At 43.9% G+C, this 18719-nt stretch carries 16 protein-coding genes, 2 rRNA genes, 1 other RNA gene and 1 other annotated feature; all 19 genes read right to left on the bottom strand.

Annotated features, from left to right (window positions below):
* Positions 1-181, bottom strand: a 16S ribosomal RNA gene (locus tag BLP92_RS17450); the annotation flags it as partial.
* 433 nt (positions 182-614) lie between these two features.
* Positions 615-827: a DUF2508 family protein gene (locus tag BLP92_RS17455; RefSeq protein WP_090844628.1), complete on the bottom strand. Its 213-nt coding sequence runs from the start codon at positions 825-827 to the stop codon at positions 615-617.
* An 18-nt stretch (positions 828-845) separates the two neighbouring features.
* Complete coding sequence (gene recR, locus BLP92_RS17460) at positions 846-1442, bottom strand: recombination mediator RecR (protein ID WP_090844630.1); 597 nt, start codon at positions 1440-1442, stop codon at positions 846-848.
* Between the two features lie 210 nt (positions 1443-1652).
* Complete coding sequence (locus BLP92_RS17465; protein ID WP_090844633.1) at positions 1653-1964, bottom strand: YbaB/EbfC family nucleoid-associated protein; 312 nt, start codon at positions 1962-1964, stop codon at positions 1653-1655.
* 46 nt (positions 1965-2010) lie between these two features.
* Positions 2011-3759: a DNA polymerase III subunit gamma/tau gene (gene dnaX, locus BLP92_RS17470; protein ID WP_090844635.1), complete on the bottom strand. Its 1749-nt coding sequence runs from the start codon at positions 3757-3759 to the stop codon at positions 2011-2013.
* A gap of 150 nt (positions 3760-3909) precedes the next feature.
* Positions 3910-4175: signal recognition particle sRNA large type (ffs, locus tag BLP92_RS17475), an RNA gene on the bottom strand.
* Between the two features lie 90 nt (positions 4176-4265).
* Entirely contained in the window at positions 4266-4382 is a 117-nt protein-coding gene (locus BLP92_RS17480) for a YycC family protein (protein WP_425284453.1), read from the bottom strand.
* A complete protein-coding gene (tadA, locus tag BLP92_RS17485) occupies positions 4363-4911 on the bottom strand; it encodes a tRNA adenosine(34) deaminase TadA (protein ID WP_090844641.1) in 549 nt (182 codons plus the stop codon). The genes BLP92_RS17480 and tadA overlap by 20 nt, the downstream gene beginning before the upstream one ends.
* A gap of 292 nt (positions 4912-5203) precedes the next feature.
* A complete protein-coding gene (gene opp4C, locus BLP92_RS17495) occupies positions 5204-6097 on the bottom strand; it encodes an oligopeptide ABC transporter permease (protein WP_090844646.1) in 894 nt (297 codons plus the stop codon).
* 12 nt (positions 6098-6109) lie between these two features.
* Complete coding sequence (gene opp4B / locus BLP92_RS17500; protein ID WP_090844649.1) at positions 6110-7075, bottom strand: oligopeptide ABC transporter permease; 966 nt, start codon at positions 7073-7075, stop codon at positions 6110-6112.
* Between the two features lie 70 nt (positions 7076-7145).
* Positions 7146-8981 carry an oligopeptide ABC transporter substrate-binding protein gene (opp4A, locus tag BLP92_RS17505; protein ID WP_090844651.1) on the bottom strand — a complete coding sequence of 612 codons (1836 nt, stop codon included), beginning with the start codon at positions 8979-8981 and terminating at the stop codon, positions 7146-7148.
* A gap of 53 nt (positions 8982-9034) precedes the next feature.
* Positions 9035-10021: an ABC transporter ATP-binding protein gene (locus BLP92_RS17510; RefSeq protein ID WP_090844654.1), complete on the bottom strand. Its 987-nt coding sequence runs from the start codon at positions 10019-10021 to the stop codon at positions 9035-9037.
* Positions 10021-11031 carry an ABC transporter ATP-binding protein gene (locus BLP92_RS17515; RefSeq protein ID WP_090844656.1) on the bottom strand — a complete coding sequence of 337 codons (1011 nt, stop codon included), beginning with the start codon at positions 11029-11031 and terminating at the stop codon, positions 10021-10023. Before BLP92_RS17515 ends, BLP92_RS17510 begins: the two co-directional genes overlap by 1 nt.
* A 929-nt stretch (positions 11032-11960) precedes the next feature.
* Complete coding sequence (serS, locus tag BLP92_RS17525) at positions 11961-13241, bottom strand: serine--tRNA ligase (RefSeq protein WP_090844662.1); 1281 nt, start codon at positions 13239-13241, stop codon at positions 11961-11963.
* A gap of 71 nt (positions 13242-13312) precedes the next feature.
* Positions 13313-13516 (bottom strand) — a binding site (T-box leader).
* Entirely contained in the window at positions 13512-14102 is a 591-nt protein-coding gene (gene pdxT / locus BLP92_RS17530; protein ID WP_090844665.1) for a pyridoxal 5'-phosphate synthase glutaminase subunit PdxT, read from the bottom strand. Its footprint overlaps the feature before it by 5 nt.
* 32 nt (positions 14103-14134) lie before the next feature.
* Complete coding sequence (gene pdxS / locus BLP92_RS17535; RefSeq protein ID WP_090844668.1) at positions 14135-15022, bottom strand: pyridoxal 5'-phosphate synthase lyase subunit PdxS; 888 nt, start codon at positions 15020-15022, stop codon at positions 14135-14137.
* Between the two features lie 186 nt (positions 15023-15208).
* A complete protein-coding gene (locus BLP92_RS17540; protein WP_090844671.1) occupies positions 15209-16603 on the bottom strand; it encodes a D-alanyl-D-alanine carboxypeptidase family protein in 1395 nt (464 codons plus the stop codon).
* A gap of 138 nt (positions 16604-16741) precedes the next feature.
* The gene (gene guaB / locus BLP92_RS17545; protein ID WP_090844674.1) at positions 16742-18196 is read right to left on the bottom strand and encodes an IMP dehydrogenase; all 1455 of its coding nucleotides are present in this window, start codon (positions 18194-18196) and stop codon (positions 16742-16744) included.
* Positions 18197-18398: 202 nt separating this feature from the next.
* Positions 18399-18515: ribosomal RNA gene (rrf, locus tag BLP92_RS17550) — 5S ribosomal RNA — on the bottom strand.
* Positions 18516-18719: the final 204 nt, after the last annotated feature.

Here is an 18719-nt window from a genome sequence, read left to right on the forward strand (position 1 = left end):
AGCCCCGGTTTCCCGGGGTTATTCCGATCTGGAAGGCAGGTTGCCCACGTGTTACTCACCCGTCCGCCGCTCATTCCACAGGCGTCCCCCCGAAGGGTTCTGCCTGTTTCCTGCGCTCGACTTGCATGTATTAGGCACGCCGCCAGCGTTCGTCCTGAGCCAGGATCAAACTCTCCAATAAATGGTAGAAGTCTGAACTTCTGACGTTCAAAACTGAATCTGGCTAAAGATTCTTTGCTTGCTTAAAAAATTGACAGAGAATGATTCATTCTCTTTACCTTCTTCTTCGTCTTTTGTTTAGTTTTCAAAGAGCAAATGTGAATGCCGCTTGTTTTTGGCGACTTTATTAATATAGCACGAAAGCAATCATTGTGTCAACGATTCTTTCTAAAAAAGATTTAAATGCTTGTAATTAAGCCGGCCTCTTCTCGGCGACAAGTAATAATATACCACGCTGAAAATACAACGTCAACAAGAAACTATAATTTCTTTAAAAAAAATTGAGGGATTTTAAATTACCCCCTGTCACAGCCTCTTCTTTGTTTTTTTACATCGCATTCTCTGTGAAATCATCTGATTTTGTATTTATTAAAGAAAGAAATCAATTTATTATATTAATAAAATGTAGTTCCTCTTACTCTGGCTTCTCTTAATAAAAACCAGTATTTTGCTTGTTCCGCTTTTGCCATACCCTGCAGTTCTTCTCTGGCATCAAAAGAATTATTTAAATATGATTCGTGCTGATTTACCTTCCGCTTTATCTGATCCAGATAATAAATCAATTCGTCGTCTTTTTCCCGACGCATTTTTCTTTTTTTACGTCTCATTAATAACTCCCCCTTTTCCTAGAGTTCTCTTCTGCCTTCAATTGCTTTGGAAAGCGTTACTTCATCTGCATACTCCAGATCTCCTCCAACTGGGAGTCCGTGCGCAATTCTCGTTACTCTCATTCCTGTAGGTTTGACCAGTCTTGATATATACATGGCAGTCGCTTCTCCTTCGATATTAGGATTGGTAGCAACAATTAATTCTTTCACTTCTTCATTCTGGAGTCTTTTCAGCAGGTCAGGAAGATATATATCTTCTGGTCCAATTCCCTCTACCGGTGAAATTGCCCCGTGCAGTACATGATACAAACCGCCGTACTCGCGCATTTTTTCCATAGCGATCACATCTTTAGAATCCTGGACTACACAGATAATAGACTGATCTCTTGATTTATCCTCACAGATGCGGCAGGGATCTGTATCCGTAATATGGTGGCAGACAGTACAGTAAGTTAATTCCCGCTTTACACTTACTAGTGCCCTTGCAAAATCAAGAACATCATCTTCTTTCATATCCAGTACATGAAAGGCAAGTCTGGCCGCTGTTTTCGGACCTATGCCGGGAAGTCTCATAAATCCATCCATCAGTTTTGAAATAGGTTGTGGATATTGCATTTGTTTTTACCTCCGATTTCTTCTTTCTTCTATATAAAGAAGTACGTACTTGCAAATAACAAAACAGCTTCTTTCATTAAAATAGAAAATCCCGCTGTTCTCAGCCAGCTTTCACCCTGCCGAGAAGAAAAGAACTGCCCCTTATCTCTGTAAAAAGGGGCAGTTTCTCTCTTAAATTATTCCCTCATTGCATTTTCCTTTAAACATCTGTTACATCAGGCCGGGAATGTTCATTCCTTTTGTGAATTTACCCATTCGTTCTTCCACGAGTTCATCTACTTTCGTTAAAGCTTCATTTGTCGCTGCAAGTACAAGATCCTCCAGCATTTCAACATCATCCGGATCTACTGCTTCTTCGTTTATCTGAATGTCGAGAATCTTCTTTTCTCCACTGGCAATAACTTTTACCATTCCACCGCCAGCAGACGCTTCTACCGTTTCTTCTTTTAACTGTTCCTGTGCTTTCGCCATATCTTTCTGCATTTTCTGCATCTGCTTCATCATATTACCCATGTTTTTCATTTGTATCTCCCTCTCTTTAATTGGATTCCTTCTTATCTATGCTATCTTACTCTTTAATTTCAAGCAAATCTCTGCCGAAAAGTTTCACGGCTTCATCGACCAGCGGATTTCCTTCTTCATCTGCAGCTGTTTCATCTTCTATCGTATCTCCATCTTCATTAGAAGAAACACGATTTTCTTTTCCACGCTGACTCTTTACATAATTAGCTTTGATTTCTTCCCAGTCTGCTTCGAGCAGCGTGAGCATTGTCATTTGTTTGGACATTTGCTGTCCTACTGCATTTTCTACGAGATTCCGGAATTTATCATCTACCATATCCCGATGCATTTCATTGCGGAACGCCAGTACAAACTCGTTTTCCGAACTTGCTGCAGGCTGGCAGTCATTCAGCCAGGCGGACGCAGGAACGCTCTCTCTCTTTACTTGTTCAAGCACATTCCCCCACTTGGACTGAATATTCTGCAGGTGGGATTTGGTCGCCCCGTCGAGCATCATCTGCACTTTTTTTGCATTCGCCCGGCTTTTATTGGACGGCTGTGCAGCACGCTGTTTCGGTCTCTGTACAGCTTCTTTCTGCTGGGGAGCAGCCTGCTTTACTCCTTCAGTCTGCAGCTGCTGCAGTGTCCTCTCCAGACTTTCCACTTTCTGCTGCAGCGCTTCTAATGTAGAAGAATTAGGCGCAGCATCTGCCTCCGCCATGGGAAGAGACGTTGTCTGCTGGGAGGCCTGGACAATAAACATTTCCAGAAATACCTGCGGATGACTTGCCCATTTCATTTCCTGCTGAAAATGATTCAGCCGTTCCATGATCTGAAAAATCCAGGCTTGATCAAAAGTTTCTGTTACTTCACGAAATTTTTCATCTGTCCCTATCCGGTCTTTGGACTCTTCCAGCTGAGGAGCTGTTTTTATCATAAGCGCATCCCGGAAGAAGAAAATAAGATCCTCAATGAATCTATTCGGGTCTTTCCCTTCCTGCATTATCACATCAATTGCTTCCAGTCCTGCGCCTACATTCCCTTCTCTTACAGCCTCTACAATGGTATACATCATATCATGGGAAACAGAACCAATAATCGCCAGAATGTCTTCTCTGGTAATTGTATCATCTGCAAAAGAGACTGCCTGATCCAGGAGACTCAGTGCATCTCTCATTCCTCCTTCAGACACCCGGGCAATCAAGGCAAGGGCATCTGCCTCTACAGCAATATTGCTTTCTTTTACGATTTCTTCCATTCTGCCAAGCATCGCATGTGCAGTGATCCGTTTAAAATCAAACCGCTGACAGCGGGAAATAATAGTAAGTGGAATTTTGTGAGGCTCTGTCGTAGCCAGGATAAAAATAACGTGCTGTGGAGGTTCTTCTAAAGTTTTTAGGAGTGCATTGAAAGCACCAGTCGTAAGCATATGCACTTCATCGATAATATATACTTTAAACCGGGCTGCACTGGGAGCGAATTTTACTTTATCTCTGATATCGCGAATTTCATCTACACCGTTGTTGCTCGCAGCATCAATTTCCATCACATCTACAATACTGCCGTCCTGGATGCCGCGGCAGGCTTCGCATTGGTTACACGGTTCCTCTGTCGGTGCCTGATGGCAGTTGACTGCTTTGGCCACGATCTTTGCAGCACTCGTTTTACCTGTGCCCCGCGGCCCTGTAAAAAGATACGCGTGCGATAGTTTCTGCTGAACAAGGGCATTTTTAAGCGTTTTTGTAATATGTTCCTGTCCGACCACATCCGTAAGTCGATGCGGACGCCAGACGCGGTACAGCGCTTGATAACTCATCACCGTTCAGCTCCTTCGTATACTTTCACCTTTATCAATTATACCGGCTCAGAGGGTTGATTTCAAAATCATTCTTACTGAAATTTCACTTTTTTTCGCATAAAAAAAGGATGGCTTATAAAAGCACATCCTTCTCTATTATATCTACTGCCGTGCACCTCTCTTCGACCGGACACCCTCAAGCGTTACCTAAGCAGTTTGCTCGATTCAGGCAACTCCACGGCACACGGAAGGACTCGCTTACTGCTGCTTCCTTCCGGACCTGACAGGATTCACGAGATTCCGTTGCGTGGAACCCGAATGTCAACACCACTTACTTAGGGCAGACCATGAGAACGTGCGGCCTCTGAGAGGAGTTCAGCCTCGCTGTAGCGGATTGCGAGTACAGGGCACCGCTAATTCCCCGCTTAGCACGACAAAATTGATAATTTATTCAGGCGTTTTTTCAACGCAAAATACAGTATATCTTTTTTAACTTTGAAATGCAAGAATAACACTAAAATCGATTACTTTTCCTCGTTTTCTTCCGCAGCTGCTTCTGCCTTCTGCAGCTTCGCCATAAGAATATGCGGCGGAGTGTGCATTACGTGTTCCAGCGGCATGTTAAGCTTTTTTGCCATCATCTGCGCTGTCTCCAGCGAAATTTGATTCGGTCGCATCGGATAGTCCCTCCTGTTTCTTTCGTTTTTTAGAGGTTCTCAGCTCACGAAAAAAATCCGTTAACAAAGCACCTGTTTCTTCCTTCATTATACCAGAAGTAAGGGCCGCCCTGTGATTAAATCGATCATCCTGTACGAGGTTCATCAGGGTGCCGCAGCAGCCTGCTTTGGGATCTTCCGCCCCAAACACTACACGTGCTATCCGTGACTGTACAATGGCACCTGCACACATTGGGCAGGGTTCCAAAGTGACGTACAACGTACAGTCTTCCAGCCGCCAGCTTCCTGTTGCTTCGCAGGCTTTTTCGATTGCAGTAAGTTCCGCGTGTGTTGTTGCCTGCTGCGTACGTTCTCTTTCATTATAACCAGTGGCAATAACCTGATCCTGCTTAACGATGACCGCTCCAATCGGCACTTCCCCTTCTGCCCCGGCTTTTACTGCTTCTTTTACTGCAAGCTGCATATAATATATATCTATTTCTTCCTGTGTCATTGTTATTCACTCCTGCCCTGAAACACTAAGTAAATTGTAGTGGTGTACAGAATGATCTGCAACGTTATTTTAATAACTGCCGCGGAAACAAAATCCCAGAGAGGAATGCTATATGCCGCTGCGCTTTTGGCGGAGGCGTCTAAACCTCTTATTGTTGCCAGCAAAGTTCGTAATGGAAGCCATCACCTGCTTCAATTTTTCAAATGTAAGCACAAAGCGGAAACCGGCTAGAAGCCTGCGGAAGCATGAACGGGAAAAATTCCCAAATAAAAAGCTGCCCGGAGGCAGCTTTTTAACGTGCAGATCTTGGATTGAAAGCATCTTTAATGCCTTCACCGATAAAGTTAATCGAAAGAATCGTAAAGGTAATCGCGAGGCCTGGCGGAATCCATACCCACCACTGGGTGCGGATAACATTCGGATCACGCGCTTCACTCATCATATTCCCCCAGCTCGGCGTCCCCTGTGGTACACCGAAGCCAAGGAAGCTTAAAGCAGTCTCAGCTACTATCATAACAGCTAAAATCAGTGTAGCCTGTACAATAATCGTTGTCATGACGTTTGGCAGCAGATGCTTTCGTATTACTTTAAATGGCGTACCCCCAATGGAAATGGCTGCCATTACATATTCGTTTTCTTTTTCTGACATCACCTTACTCCGCACTACACGGGCCGCTCCTGTCCACGATAAAACACTTAATACGATAATCAGGGCCCAGATGCCGGCATCCCGGAAAATGGAAGCAAGTACAATAACGAAAACGAGAAAAGGAAAGTTCATCATGAAATCAGTGAAACGCATTAAAACGGCATCTACCCAGCCGCCGTAATAGCCGGCAATCGAGCCGATTACAGTTCCAATTAAAATAACTGCAAACGTACATACAAACCCGATCGTAAGAGAAGTTCTTGCCCCATACATCAGCAGGGACCAGATATCTCTTCCGGAAGAATCTGTGCCCAGCAGATACCCTTCTCCCGGAGGCGTCGTCCGGTTCATGATGTCTACCTGCGTCGGGTCATATCCCGTAATAAAAGGAGCTAAATAAGCCATGGCAGTGACAACAATTAAAAAGGTTAAGCTAATAACTGCCAGCTTGTTTCTAATCAATTTCTTTCTTGCAATCGACCAAGGGGACTGCTTCTTTGCCTGTTTTTCCAACTTTGTTTCTGTTACAGCTTCCATCAGCGTCCCCTCCTATTCTACTCTTATTCGTGGATCGATTACTCCGTACAGCAGATCTGCAAGCAGATTTCCAAGCAGTGTTGCTACAGAAAGCATTAATGTTACAGCAAGTACTACTGCTGAATCCCGCTGCTGAATCGACGTAATCAGAAGTTCCCCAATACCACGATAAGAGAAAATAGTCTCGATGATCACTGCTCCGCCGATGATACTTGCAATATCAAAACCGAACAGCGTTACAATCGGAATAATCGAATTACGTAAAATATGTTTATTATAAATATCAGATTCGCTTGTGCCTTTTGCCCGGGCTGTCCGGACGTAATCTTTCTGCGAGCTTTCAATGATGTCATTCCGCAGAAACTGCGTATAACTTGCAGTTACTAAGGCACCAAGCACAAGTGCAGGCAGAAAAGTGTGATAAAGCTTGCTGATCCAGAAATCCAACGTCCCTGCTTCCAGGCCTCTTCCTACACTTCCGGTAGAAGGAAACCATCCAAGCTGGAAAGAAAAAATGAAAATCGCAAACAATGCTGCTACGAAGCTGGGTATTGCAAGCATTAAATAGTTCGTTCCCTGTATAGCATAATCTCCCTTAGTGTATGGATTTCTTCCGGCATAACGTCCCATGAGAAATGCAAGTATATATGTAATTATTAACGATACCGCCGACAATAATATTGTATTTGGCAGCCTGTCCCCAATTACCTGTGTTACATCCCTGCTGTGAACCACAGAACGACCGAAATCCCATTGAACAATGCCGGCAATCCAGCGGCCGTACTGAACGTGAATTGGATCATTTAATCCTAGTTCTTCTCGCATTTCTTCAATGTATTCCGGGTTAGCATTGGCCGGGTTAATCTGCCCACTTAAGGCATCCCCTGGCATAGCTAATGCCAGGGCGAATACCACAATGGAGACCAGGAACAAGATAGGAATCATGGTGAGTATACGTCTCAACGTGTAAATAAGCATGATCAGTTCTCCTTGCTTGGTCAAAGTAAAGCTTGTTTACTCAGTTTCAGTCGAACAAGCCGTTAAAGAATTACTCTTCTTCTACATACCAGTCCTGTGGATTTGCAGTAGCATCACGCACATCTACTGTTACACCGCCGACATGGTTGCCGATACCGTAAAGGTCAGTAGGAGAGTTTAAAGGAATCAATGGCAGCTCTTCATTTACGAGCTGGTGCCACTCCTGATACACTTCCTGACGATAGTCCTGATCCAGTGCTTCTTCACTTAAACCTTGTGAAATAAGCTCATCGGACTCTTCGTTATACCAGCGAGGGAAGTTCCAGATATCTGTAGAACGCCATAGTCCAGATGGATCCGGATCTGCCGTAGCAAGTCCCCAGGCACCCATAAAGATATCAATGTTTGGATCATCTTCTTCTACAAGATCATAGAAGAGGTTGAAATCAAGCAGCTGTCCGTCCATTAACTGTGCGTTAATGCCAGCTTCCTGAAGCGTCTGCAGAATATACTGCGCACGCGGCTCGGCAATATCAGCCGGCGTATCCATTGCTGCAAGATTTACCGTGAATTCTTCTCCATTCGGATCTTCTACAAAACCGTCTCCCGTCTGATCTTCATAGCCTGCTTCTGCAAGAAGTTCCTGCGCACGCTCAATATCAAACTCGTACTGGTTAAGCTCTGATTCATCCGGGTAAGACCAGCGGATCACAGATTCCGGAGCGTTGATTACAGTTCCGTAGCCTTCATTGAAAGAATCAATGATGCCTTGACGGTCAATGGCATGAGCAAATGCCTGACGAAGCTCTTTTGATTCGAATTTCGGATTGTTCATTTCTACTACGCCATCTTCTGCGTTCCACTCTCCAAGCTTAAAGCCAAGGTAGCTGTAAGAAAGTCCTTCAATTTCTTCCACTGTTACATTTTCGCTGCCTTCCAGCGGTCCTGCCTGGTTTGGAGTAAGTTCGATAATGTCAACTTCTCCCTGCTCTACAAGCTCTCCTGCCTGTGCACCGTCTACAATACGGTAAACAACTTCATCCAGGTTCGGAGCACCCTGCCAGTAGTCTTCATACGCTGTATATTCTACCATTTCCCCCGGCACAATATTTGATACTTCAAACGGCCCTAGACCTACCGGATTTTCCCGTACTTCCGGAGAATCAGCCATATCCGCTACCGCTACACCTTCCATATGTGCTTTCGGCATTGGATAGGACCATAACTGCTCCAGGTTGTTCGCTGCTGCTTCTTCAAATGTAATTTCAAGTGTATAGTCATCAACGACATTTACTCCTTCAAAATCGTCTGCTTCACCCGCTCTGTAGTCTTCATATCCTACAATGCGGTCTACGTTGGAAGCACGAGCACCGCCGTAATCCGGATCTGCAATTGTTTCGTAAGCAAATTCAAAGTCTTCTGCAGTCAATTCTTCTCCGTTATGCCACATTACGCCTTCTTCTAAATGAAAAGTAAGTACTGTGTTATCTTCATTCCACTCCCAGTCATGCGCCAGGTTTGGTTCAGGTTCGAAATCTGTGAAAGAAGAGATAGAATACAGTGCATCACCATTAAAAATGTTTAAGGCAAGGCTGTCGTCCTGTCCCTCATAAAAAGCCCAGTCGAAAACACCGGCGAAAGGTGCAATGTAGCCGTAGGTTACAGAACCGCCTTGTGGCGCATCTCCTTCTGCAGCTTCATTTCCTTCTTCAGTATCTTCATTGCCGTCTGCATTGTTTCCTTCAGTATCGGCATCGTTCCCAGCATCATTTGTTTCTGCATTGTCAGCATTTCCATTGTCTGCCGGATCTGCGTTGTTATTTTCGTCTGCATTATTCCCGCATGCTGCTGCAAGAAGTGACACAGAAATCAGAGAAGCACCTAATAAGTAACGTGAACGTTTCATTCAAATTTCCCCCTTGATTGTTTTAGTTGATCATTCAGCCAGTTGGTGAACGTCTATTCATATAATAGACACGAGACACGATGGTCGCGGTTCACCTCCCTTAACTGAGGTTTTTTGTCACTGCATTCAGGCATCGCCTTTGGACAGCGAGGATGAAATGGACACCCCGTAGGTGGATTCTGCGGACTCGGCACATCGCCTGAAAGAATAATTCTTTTACTTTTGTTCCGCGGATCAGGCTGTGGAATAGCGGAGATAAGCGCCTGTGTATATGGATGCTTCGGATCAGCATAAATATCCTGGGCATCTGCCACTTCTACCAGATTTCCTAAGTACATGACTCCGATACGGTCGCTCATATGTTTTACCACGCTTAAATCGTGCGCAATAAATAAAAGCGTTAAATTAAATTCTTGCTGCAGTTCTTTTAATAGATTTAATACTTGAGATTGTACAGATACATCAAGTGCCGAAACCGGCTCATCTGCCACGATCAGCTTTGGCTTAAGTGCCAGTGCGCGCGCAATTCCGATCCGCTGCCGCTGTCCACCGGAAAATTCATGCGGATACTTATAATAAGCGTCTTCCGGAAGTCCAACTCTTGAGAGAAGATTCATAACTTCTTCTTTCAATTTTGATTCGCTTCCTTTTCCGTAATTAATTAATGGTTCAGAAACAATGCTTCCTACCATCATTTTTGGATTCAGGGAAGCAAACGGATCCTGGAAGACCATTTGAATATCCTGCCGTAAATCCCGAAGTTCTGACCCGCGGAGAGAGGTAATATCCCGGCCTTCAAAAAAGATTTTTCCTGCCGTAGGCTTAAAAAGACGGGTAATTGTTCTGCCGGCAGTTGATTTTCCGCAGCCGGACTCCCCAACGAGACCAAACGTTTCTCCTCGCTTCAGCTCAAGGGAAATATTATCAACCGCTTTTACATCTCCGACCTTCCGCCTTAAAAAGCCACCGCGGACGGGGTAATATTTTTTCAGCTCCTGCACTTGCAGCAGGTGCTCTGATTTCACTGCATCATTTGCCATTACTTAACCTCCGCTTCTTTTTCTGGGTGGCTTGCATCATAGAGGATACAACGGACGGCATGTCCCTTTTCTACTTCCCCCAGCTGTGGATCTATTTCTGCACACTCCGGCATCGCTGAAGGACAGCGGTCTACGAACCGGCATCCTTTGGCAGGCATGTTTTTCAGGGAAGGTACAATACCTTTAATCGTATTAAGTACTTCTCTTGTTTCGTCCATTCTTGGGATAGAGTCAAGCAGCGCTTTCGTATAGGGGTGCTTCGGCGCGTAAAAGAGCCGGTCTGCATCTGTATATTCCACTACCTGCCCCGCATACATTACAACGACGCGGTCAGCCATTTCTGCTACTACACCCAGATCATGTGTAATCAGCAGCATCGCCATTCCCACTTCCTCCTGAATCTTAGTAATTAATTCAAGAATCTGTGCCTGTACGGTCACATCAAGCGCCGTTGTCGGTTCATCTGCAATCAGCAGCTGCGGCTGGCAGGCGATAGCCATAGCGATCATTACGCGCTGGCGCATTCCACCGGACAGCTGATGAGGATACTCGTTTACTACTTGATCTGCCCGGGAAATTCCTACCTGCTGCAGAAGAGAAATACTTTTTCGGCGGATTTCTTCATTTTTGGAAGTGGTGTGGTTAATTAATACTTCATCCAGCTGAAACCCTATGGAAAGTACCGGATTTAAAGCAGTCATCGGCTCTTGGAATATCATGCTGATATCTTTTCCGCGGATCTGATTCATTTCATTATCCGAAAGAGGTACCAGGTCCTTTCCTTTAAAAAGAATTTCTCCCTGCGCAATTTTCCCGTTGTGTTTAGGAAGAAGATCCATAATAGATAAGGACATTACGCTTTTCCCGCATCCTGATTCTCCTACGACGCACACCACTTCTTTCGGTTTTACATCGAAAGAAACGTCTTTTACTGCGTAATACGTTTTTCCTTCTATTTCAAACCCTGTATGTAAGTTTTGAACTTTTAAAAGTGATTCCTGGGTGCTCACAAAAATCAAACCCTTCAATATTTTCTGAAAATAATAAAGCGGTTTGTAGTGTTCTCGTAGTAAGTTTCCGCTGCTATTACTATCATTTAACAAATATGTAATATTTTATAATTATATTAATTGTCAGACTTTGCAATGTAAAGACTTTTTTTAATGTTAATGGGAATCTTCACCTGTATTACCTTTATTACAGTCACAAAAAGCGAACTATTTTGAAAATTTATATTATTCCGATATAAGTTATTTTAAGTTTATCATAATTTTTTAGATTGCTGCACCCTACCAAGGTACTGATTTTTTCGTGTGTCAAAACAATATGAATGAGCCTTCAGTCTTTTTGTATAAAAAAATCCAATTTTACGTTTGCTTTGCATACATGGAAGGAAGAACCAGCTGTCCCTGCAGTGCATTTTTTAAAGAAGCTTGATAAAAGCAGTGCACTCCTGCAGAGCACAAAAGCATCAGCGAAATTTGAAAATAATGATGAAATTGACTTATTTTATTTAATAACCGAACTTAACCGCTATTATATACAATACTTTGTATAAATGTATAGCTTTTTCGACAATTTTCTTACAAACTATTTTTATTTGTTTGTACTTTAGTACAGTTATGTATTAGTGTATTTCATTGGCAGTAACACCAGAAAATCTTATATTCAACACGCTTTATATAATCTGTACTAATATACATACAATAACTGTATCATTGAAATTTATAATATATAATGTATTAAAATACACAAATTGTGTTATTTACGCAGCAGGTGGTGTTTCTGGAAAATGAATATTAATTAGGATAGATGATTTTACAAGCTTACTTTTACTTTTTCACTGCCGAATTAAAGACAGGTCTTTCTCATCCCTTTGTATATATATAATAAAAGCTGCTTTCTTCTTAATGAAGAAAGCAGCTGTAGTAATGCCGTATCACTTTTGTTTAATGTGTGTACGGTTCCCCATGTAGCTGCGGAGCACCTCAGGAATTTCGATGCTGCCATCCTCTAATTGATAGTTTTCAATAATTGCAGCTACTGTTCTGCCAATTGCCAGTCCAGAACCATTTAGTGTGTGTACAAACTCTGTCTTTGATTTTGTATCTCTTTTAAAGCGGATATTTGCACGGCGTGCCTGAAAGGCCTCAAAATTACTGCAGGAAGAAATTTCTTTGTATTCGTTATAACTTGGAAGCCATACTTCCAGATCGTATTTTTTTGCAGCGGTAAAACCTAAATCTCCCGTACACATTTTCAGCACCCGATAAGGAAGCTTCAAGTCCTGGAGAATCTGTTCTGCATGGCCCGTCAGCTTTTCCAGTTCATTGTAAGACTCTTCCGGACGCACGAAACGTACAAGTTCCACTTTATTAAATTGGTGCTGGCGGATCAGTCCCCGGGTGTCCCTTCCTGCAGACCCCGCCTCAGACCGGAAGCAAGCACTGTAAGCTACGTATGCTTTCGGAAGCTCTTCCACCTGCAGAATTTCGTCCCGGTGCATATTTGTTACCGGTACTTCTGCTGTAGGAATTAAGAAGTAATCTTCTTCAGTAATTTTAAATGCATCTTCTTCAAATTTCGGAAGCTGGCCGGTTCCTGTCATGCTGTCCCGGTTTACCATGTAAGGCGGCAGCACTTCCTCATAGCCGTGCTTTTCTTCATGCAGGTCCATCATATAGTTGATGAGTGCACGCTCCAGCTTCGCCCCGAGTCCTTTATAAAATACAAAACGGCTGCCTGTAACTTTTCCGGCGCGGTCAAAGTCAGCAATATCGAGTTCTTTTAAAAGATCCCAGTGTGCTTTTTCTTCAAAATTAAAACTCCGCTTTTCTCCCCAGGTCCGGATTTCTACATTATCTTCTTCATCTTCCCCGACCGGAACATCCTCATGTGGAATATTAGGAATCGTCAGCAGCATGTAATCCAGCTCTTCATCCACCTGACGAAGTTCATCATCCAGTTTTTTAATTTCCCCGGAAACTTTCTTCATTTCTGCGATTACTTCGGTCGCATCTTTCTTTTCCCGTTTCATTTCGGATATTTCCTGGGAAACTGTATTCCGTCTGCTTTTCAATTCTTCTGTCTTCTGGATAAGCTCCCGGCGTCTTGCATCCAGCTCTTCAAATTGATCCAAAGCAGAGATGTCTTCATTTCTGCGGGATAGCTTTTCTTTCACTGCTTGAAATTCATTTCTCAGTAATTTTGTATCTAACATTTTCATCACTCCTCTTAAGTATTTAACAGCTGTTTCTTAAAGCAAAAAAAACCGTCCCTGAACGCTGTGCGCACAGGGACGGTTGTAACCGCGATACCACCCTGGTTGAAGAAATAAAAAGTTCTCCCACCTTATCCTTATAACGGAAGGTTCCGTGAGAGCTTTCTTCACTCTCATGCTCCAGGATGGATTCACGAATGTTTTCACCGGTTCACAGCAGCCACCGGCTCTCTGAAGAAAATTGATCCGCTACTATTTCCTATCACAGCTTTAGTTTGTTATGGCTTCTGATAAAGATTCCCTTACCATTTGTACAAAGTACTGGTGAAAACGATCATCCTCTGTTAACTCAGGATGAAAAGAACATGCAAGAAACGGACCTTCCTGCGCAGCTACAATGTCTCCATTATACTCGGCAAGTACGGTCACTCCAGGACCGACAGAACGAATAATCGGTGCGCGGATAAATACTGCCTGTACGTCTTCTCCGACATTTTTCATGGGAAGCAGGGCTTCAAAACTTTCCCGCTGACGGCCAAAAGCATTCCGCTCCACTGTCATATCCATTACCGATAAATGCGGCTCAACCTGCCCGACTATTTCTCTTGCCATCAGAATCGCACCGGCACAGGTACCGAAAACAGGCTTCCCGGCATGCGCAAATTTTTTCAGCGGCTCGTAAAAACCATATAGATTAATCAGCCGCCGCATCGTAGTACTTTCTCCACCAGGGAAAACCAGTCCATCCAGACCTTCAAGCTGTTCTACCTTTTTCACTATAGTTACGTTCACATCAGGAGCTTCAATTGCCTTCACGTGCTCTCGAATTGCTCCTTGCAGCGCTAATACTCCAATGTTCATCTGTAACCACCTCTTTCTTTACGCGAGAAGACTTACCAGCCGCGGTCCTGCATACGGTCTTTTGCTTCAAGTGTAGAAATTTCAATCCCTTTCATCGCTGTTCCAAGATTTTTGGAAAGCTCCGCGATAAGTGCAAAATCTTCGTAGTGTGTCGTAGCTTCTACAATTGCACGGCCAAATTTTGCCGGGTTATCTGATTTAAAGATACCGGAACCAACAAAGACACCATCTGAACCTAAGTGCATCATAAGTGCTGCATCTGCCGGCGTTGCAATGCCGCCTGCTGCAAAATTCACTACAGGAAGACGTCCTGCTTCACGGATCTGCTGTAAAATGTGGAACGGCGCACCAAGATTTTTTGCTTCTGTCATTAACTCATCATCAGACATGCTGACTACTTTACGGACCTGTGACTGAATCAGGCGCTGGTGGCGCACAGCTTCTACAATATTTCCTGTCCCAGGCTCCCCTTTTGTACGAAGCATAGAAGCTCCTTCACCGATACGTCGGGTTGCTTCTCCCAGGTCTTTTGCACCGCACACAAATGGAACTGTGTAATCTGCTTTATTTAAATGGAAAACTTCATCTGCTGGAGTAAGTACTTCACTCTCATCAATGTAGTCTACGCCGAGTGCTTCAAGTAATCGAGCTTCTACGATGTGACCGATACGCGCTTTTGCCATAACCGGAATAGAAACTGCATCACGCACTTCTTCCACAATTGTCGGGTCTGCCATACGTGCTACCCCGCCTGCTGCACGAATATCAGAAGGAACCCGCTCCAGTGCCATTACCGCAACTGCGCCTGCCTCTTCTGCAATTTTCGCCTGCTCAGCGTTGATAACGTCCATAATGACGCCGCCTTTTTGCATTTCTGCCATTCCTCTTTTTACACGATCTGTACCTGTTCGTTTTTCCATGATGATCCCCTTTCAACACATTAACCCTGATTTTTAAACGTATATCCATTCAAAGAATTATTCCATCTTTTATTATAACGAAATTACGCATCTTCGTAAGCTAAATAACGAAGAATTCGTAAAATTTTTCTTATAGTCTTGACGATTTATATTAACACATTCCCGGCTCCTCTTCAAACTAGCGGATTAGAACCAGCCTTTTACTGTGTTCGACACGTTAGACCATACACCAGAAAAGAAAGAGCCGACATTGTTCATCGTTAGAGAAATCCAGCCTGCACGCTCTACAGAGCCCGTAGTTACAATATCCACCCGGGAATTACCTGCTTCTTCCCCTTCGAGATACGATACTTCCCGATCTCCTTCATACTCTACTACCATTTGTCCGACTACAGTGCCTTCTTCCACAGGAGCTTCCAGCTTCCCGTCTTCTGTAAGCAGTTCTTCATCCAGCTCTATGCTGTAGGTATAGTCCTCTTCTTCTCCATCCATGACAAGCTGCGTCACGCCGTCAGTAGAGGCAATCGATACTTCTTCTTCCTCTCCCTTGGCTACTGGAAGTGTTTCCTGTGAAGATAGCGTCATGTTCTCCGGAAAGATTTCTACTTCTTCAAAGTTTTCGAATCCCCACTCCATTACGCTTTCTGTTTCCTGGAAGCGGTGCGGTTCAGAATCTGCTCCCATTACTACACTGATCAAGCGCTGGCCGTCACGTTCGGCAGTTCCTGTAAACGTATACCCGGCAGCCTCCGTAAATCCTGTTTTTAAGCCATCCGCATATTCATAGTCCAGATCACTGTACTGTGTGCCTTCGAGCATCCAGTTCCAGTTCTGCATATGAATTTCGTCTGAAGTGCCTTCGCGGAAAGTTTTTGCGGGGATACTTGCTGTATCCAGTACTTCCGGATAATCATTCACTAAGTGATAAGCAAGTGTTGCCGTTGCTTTGGCAGACATATAATTATCTTCTTCCGGTCCTGTTCCCTCCGGCTGATTTCCTTCAAGAAGCCTGTTGGGAAGTCCGGTAGAGTTTACAAATTGAAAGTCTCCATGTCCTGCTTCAGAGATTTCCACAAGTTCTTCCATTCCATATTCTGCTCCTGCTTCACGAAGCAGCTCTCCCATTCCAAGTTCTTCTCCCCGTTCATTCATTAACTCAACGAATTCACCTTCTGAACCTGCAATATGTGCAGCCAGCGCCATCGTAGAGGCGTTGGCGGAATAGATAGCCACTGATTCATACAACTCTTCTACTGTATATTGATCCTCTATTCTCATCATAACGTTCGATAAGGACTGATTATGAGAAAGCCCTGCAAGAAACTCATTTACTTCGATTTCATCATCCCAGGCGATATCTCCATTATTTACGGCTTCCAGGATAAGATATTCACTCATCATTTTTGTCATACTTGCAGGCGGCAGAGGGTTTTCTACATTCTGTTCAAATAAAATCTGCCCTGTATCTGCATCTACTAAAATCAACGTTTCTACAGATGGCTGGAATTCTGCTGCTGCAGGTACTCCCCCGGTAAATAAAATTGTCCCTGCTACCATAGTAATTCCGATCTTTCTTAACATTCATTCATCTCTCCCCATAATTATCTTTATATGTTCATTCAATTAGTTTCATGATTCGACATACAAGCGGTATTTTACCACATCACACGCAATAAAAATAGATAGGGGAGGCCCCTATCTATAGACTTAGTATATTTATTAAGAATAATTTGGTGATTCTTTCGTGATCTGTACATCATGTGCATGACTTTCTGTTAATCCTGCACTTGTGATACGTACAAATTTTCCTCTTTCCTGTAAGGCTGTCACTGTTTCTGTTCCGCAGTAGCCCATACCGGCACGGAGTCCGCCTACAAGTTGATGAAGCGTATCTGCTAAAGGACCTTTGTAAGGAATTCGACCTTCAATTCCCTCCGGCACCAGCTTCTTTTCTTCCTCCTGAAAATATCGGTCCTTACTGCCTTTTTCCATTGCTCCAATAGAACCCATGCCCCGGTATACTTTAAACTGACGGCCCTGGTAGATTTCTCTTTCCCCGGGACTCTCAGTAACCCCTGCAAGAATACTGCCGAGCATTACAGCGTGTCCGCCTGCAGCAAGAGCTTTAGTAATTTCTCCGGAATACTTAATACCGCCATCTGCAATGATTGGAATACCGTGCTTGCGTGCTTCTGTGGCGCAGTCGTAAATAGCTGTGATCTGCGGAACACCGATGCCGGCTACAATACGCGTAGTACAAATAGATCCCGGTCCAATACCAACTTTTACAATATTGGCCCCTGCTTCAATTAAAGCACGGGTTGCTTCCGCTGTAGCAACATTTCCTGCCACAATATTAATATCAGGATAATTTTTTCTTACTTCTTTTACTTTTTCAATAACACCGCGCGAATGTCCATGCGCTGTATCAATGACAAGCACATCTACTTCAGATTCTACAAGTGCCTTAATCCGGGCTTCCGAATCTCCGCCTACGCCTACCGCGGCTCCTGCAATAAGCCGTCCCTGCTTATCTTTTGCAGAATGAGGAAATTCAATCGCCTTTTCAATATCTTTAATCGTAATAAGACCTTTCAGCTTTCCTTCGTTATCCACGAGGGGAAGTTTTTCTATACGGTGTTTCTGCAAAATAGACTGCGCTTCTTTTAAAGTAGTTCCTACGGGCGCAGTTACCAGATTTTCGCTCGTCATTACATCTTTGATCGGAATAGAATAATCTTCAATAAAACGTAAATCACGATTTGTAATAATCCCTACCAGTTTTTCATTTTCATCCGCAATCGGCACACCGGAAATCCGGAATTTTCCCATAAGATGCTCTGCATCGAATACTTGATGATCTTCCGTTAAATGAAATGGATTCGTAATAACGCCACTTTCCGAACGCTTTACGCGATCCACCTGCTCTGCCTGTTCTTCAATAGACATGTTTTTGTGAATAATCCCAAGCCCACCGGCACGTGCCATTGCAATGGCCATGCCAGCTTCTGTCACCGTGTCCATTCCTGCACTGATGATAGGTACGTTCAGCTTCAAGGTTTCTGAGAGCTTTGTTTCTACAGACACTTGATTCGGCAGCACGTTCGACTCATCCGGAAGCAGCAGTACATCATCGAATGTTAATCCCTCTTTTGCAAACTTATCTTCCCACATGTAACACCATTCCCCTTTCAGCTGACTGAAAATATTATCAGTAGATTAACAATACCATGCACGACTGTCAAGAAAACGAGCATAGTCCAATTATTCAAATTATTCAATCACATAATAACTGGATAATATGTAAAGGAAAACAAACGTTATCGACTTTCCATAAATACAAAAAAGCACTTCATCCGCAGATGAAGTGCCGGGTACCTAGCAGCGTCCTACTTTCGCAGGGGGAGAGCCCCCAACTATCATTGGCGCTGGTGAGCTTAACTTCCGTGTTCGGCATGGGAACGGGTGTGACCTCACCGCTATCGCTACTAGATTGGTTGTGCCTGCCGATAAGCGTCAGATCACTTTGTCATCTGCGCTCGCGTCCGTCCTCACGCACTGAAGTGCGTGAGGGGGCCGCTCCCTTGGTTCCTCGTGCTCCTTGCCTCTCGGCACGCACAATAGTCAAAGGATTCGGAAACTACCGGAAGGTAGTGTTCTTCTAGAGAGGCTGCCCTCTCAAAACTGGATAACGGGA

This window comes from Alkalicoccus daliensis, assembly GCF_900103955.1.
Taxonomy (GTDB): domain Bacteria; phylum Bacillota; class Bacilli; order Bacillales; family Salisediminibacteriaceae; genus Alkalicoccus; species Alkalicoccus daliensis.

What these genes read in the sequence shown, in the direction of transcription:
- BLP92_RS17455 (WP_090844628.1), bottom strand. Translation starts at nt 827, where the DNA reads ATGAGACGTAAAAAAAGAAAAATGCGTCGGGAAAAAGACGACGAATTG.
- recR (WP_090844630.1), bottom strand. Translation starts at nt 1,442, where the DNA reads ATGCAATATCCACAACCTATTTCAAAACTGATGGATGGATTTATGAGA.
- tadA (WP_090844641.1), bottom strand. Translation starts at nt 4,911, where the DNA reads ATGACACAGGAAGAAATAGATATATATTATATGCAGCTTGCAGTAAAA.
- opp4A (WP_090844651.1), bottom strand. Translation starts at nt 8,981, where the DNA reads ATGAAACGTTCACGTTACTTATTAGGTGCTTCTCTGATTTCTGTGTCA.
- dnaX (WP_090844635.1), bottom strand. Translation starts at nt 3,759, where the DNA reads ATGAGTTATCAAGCGCTGTACCGCGTCTGGCGTCCGCATCGACTTACG.
- BLP92_RS17540 (WP_090844671.1), bottom strand. Translation starts at nt 16,603, where the DNA reads ATGTTAAGAAAGATCGGAATTACTATGGTAGCAGGGACAATTTTATTT.
- serS (WP_090844662.1), bottom strand. Translation starts at nt 13,241, where the DNA reads ATGTTAGATACAAAATTACTGAGAAATGAATTTCAAGCAGTGAAAGAA.
- BLP92_RS17510 (WP_090844654.1), bottom strand. Translation starts at nt 10,021, where the DNA reads ATGGCAAATGATGCAGTGAAATCAGAGCACCTGCTGCAAGTGCAGGAG.
- opp4C (WP_090844646.1), bottom strand. Translation starts at nt 6,097, where the DNA reads ATGGAAGCTGTAACAGAAACAAAGTTGGAAAAACAGGCAAAGAAGCAG.
- BLP92_RS17480 (WP_425284453.1), bottom strand. Translation starts at nt 4,382, where the DNA reads ATGATGGCAAAAAAGCTTAACATGCCGCTGGAACACGTAATGCACACT.
- opp4B (WP_090844649.1), bottom strand. Translation starts at nt 7,075, where the DNA reads ATGCTTATTTACACGTTGAGACGTATACTCACCATGATTCCTATCTTG.
- pdxT (WP_090844665.1), bottom strand. Translation starts at nt 14,102, where the DNA reads ATGAACATTGGAGTATTAGCGCTGCAAGGAGCAATTCGAGAGCACGTG.
- pdxS (WP_090844668.1), bottom strand. Translation starts at nt 15,022, where the DNA reads ATGGAAAAACGAACAGGTACAGATCGTGTAAAAAGAGGAATGGCAGAA.
- guaB (WP_090844674.1), bottom strand. Translation starts at nt 18,196, where the DNA reads ATGTGGGAAGATAAGTTTGCAAAAGAGGGATTAACATTCGATGATGTA.
- BLP92_RS17465 (WP_090844633.1), bottom strand. Translation starts at nt 1,964, where the DNA reads ATGAAAAACATGGGTAATATGATGAAGCAGATGCAGAAAATGCAGAAA.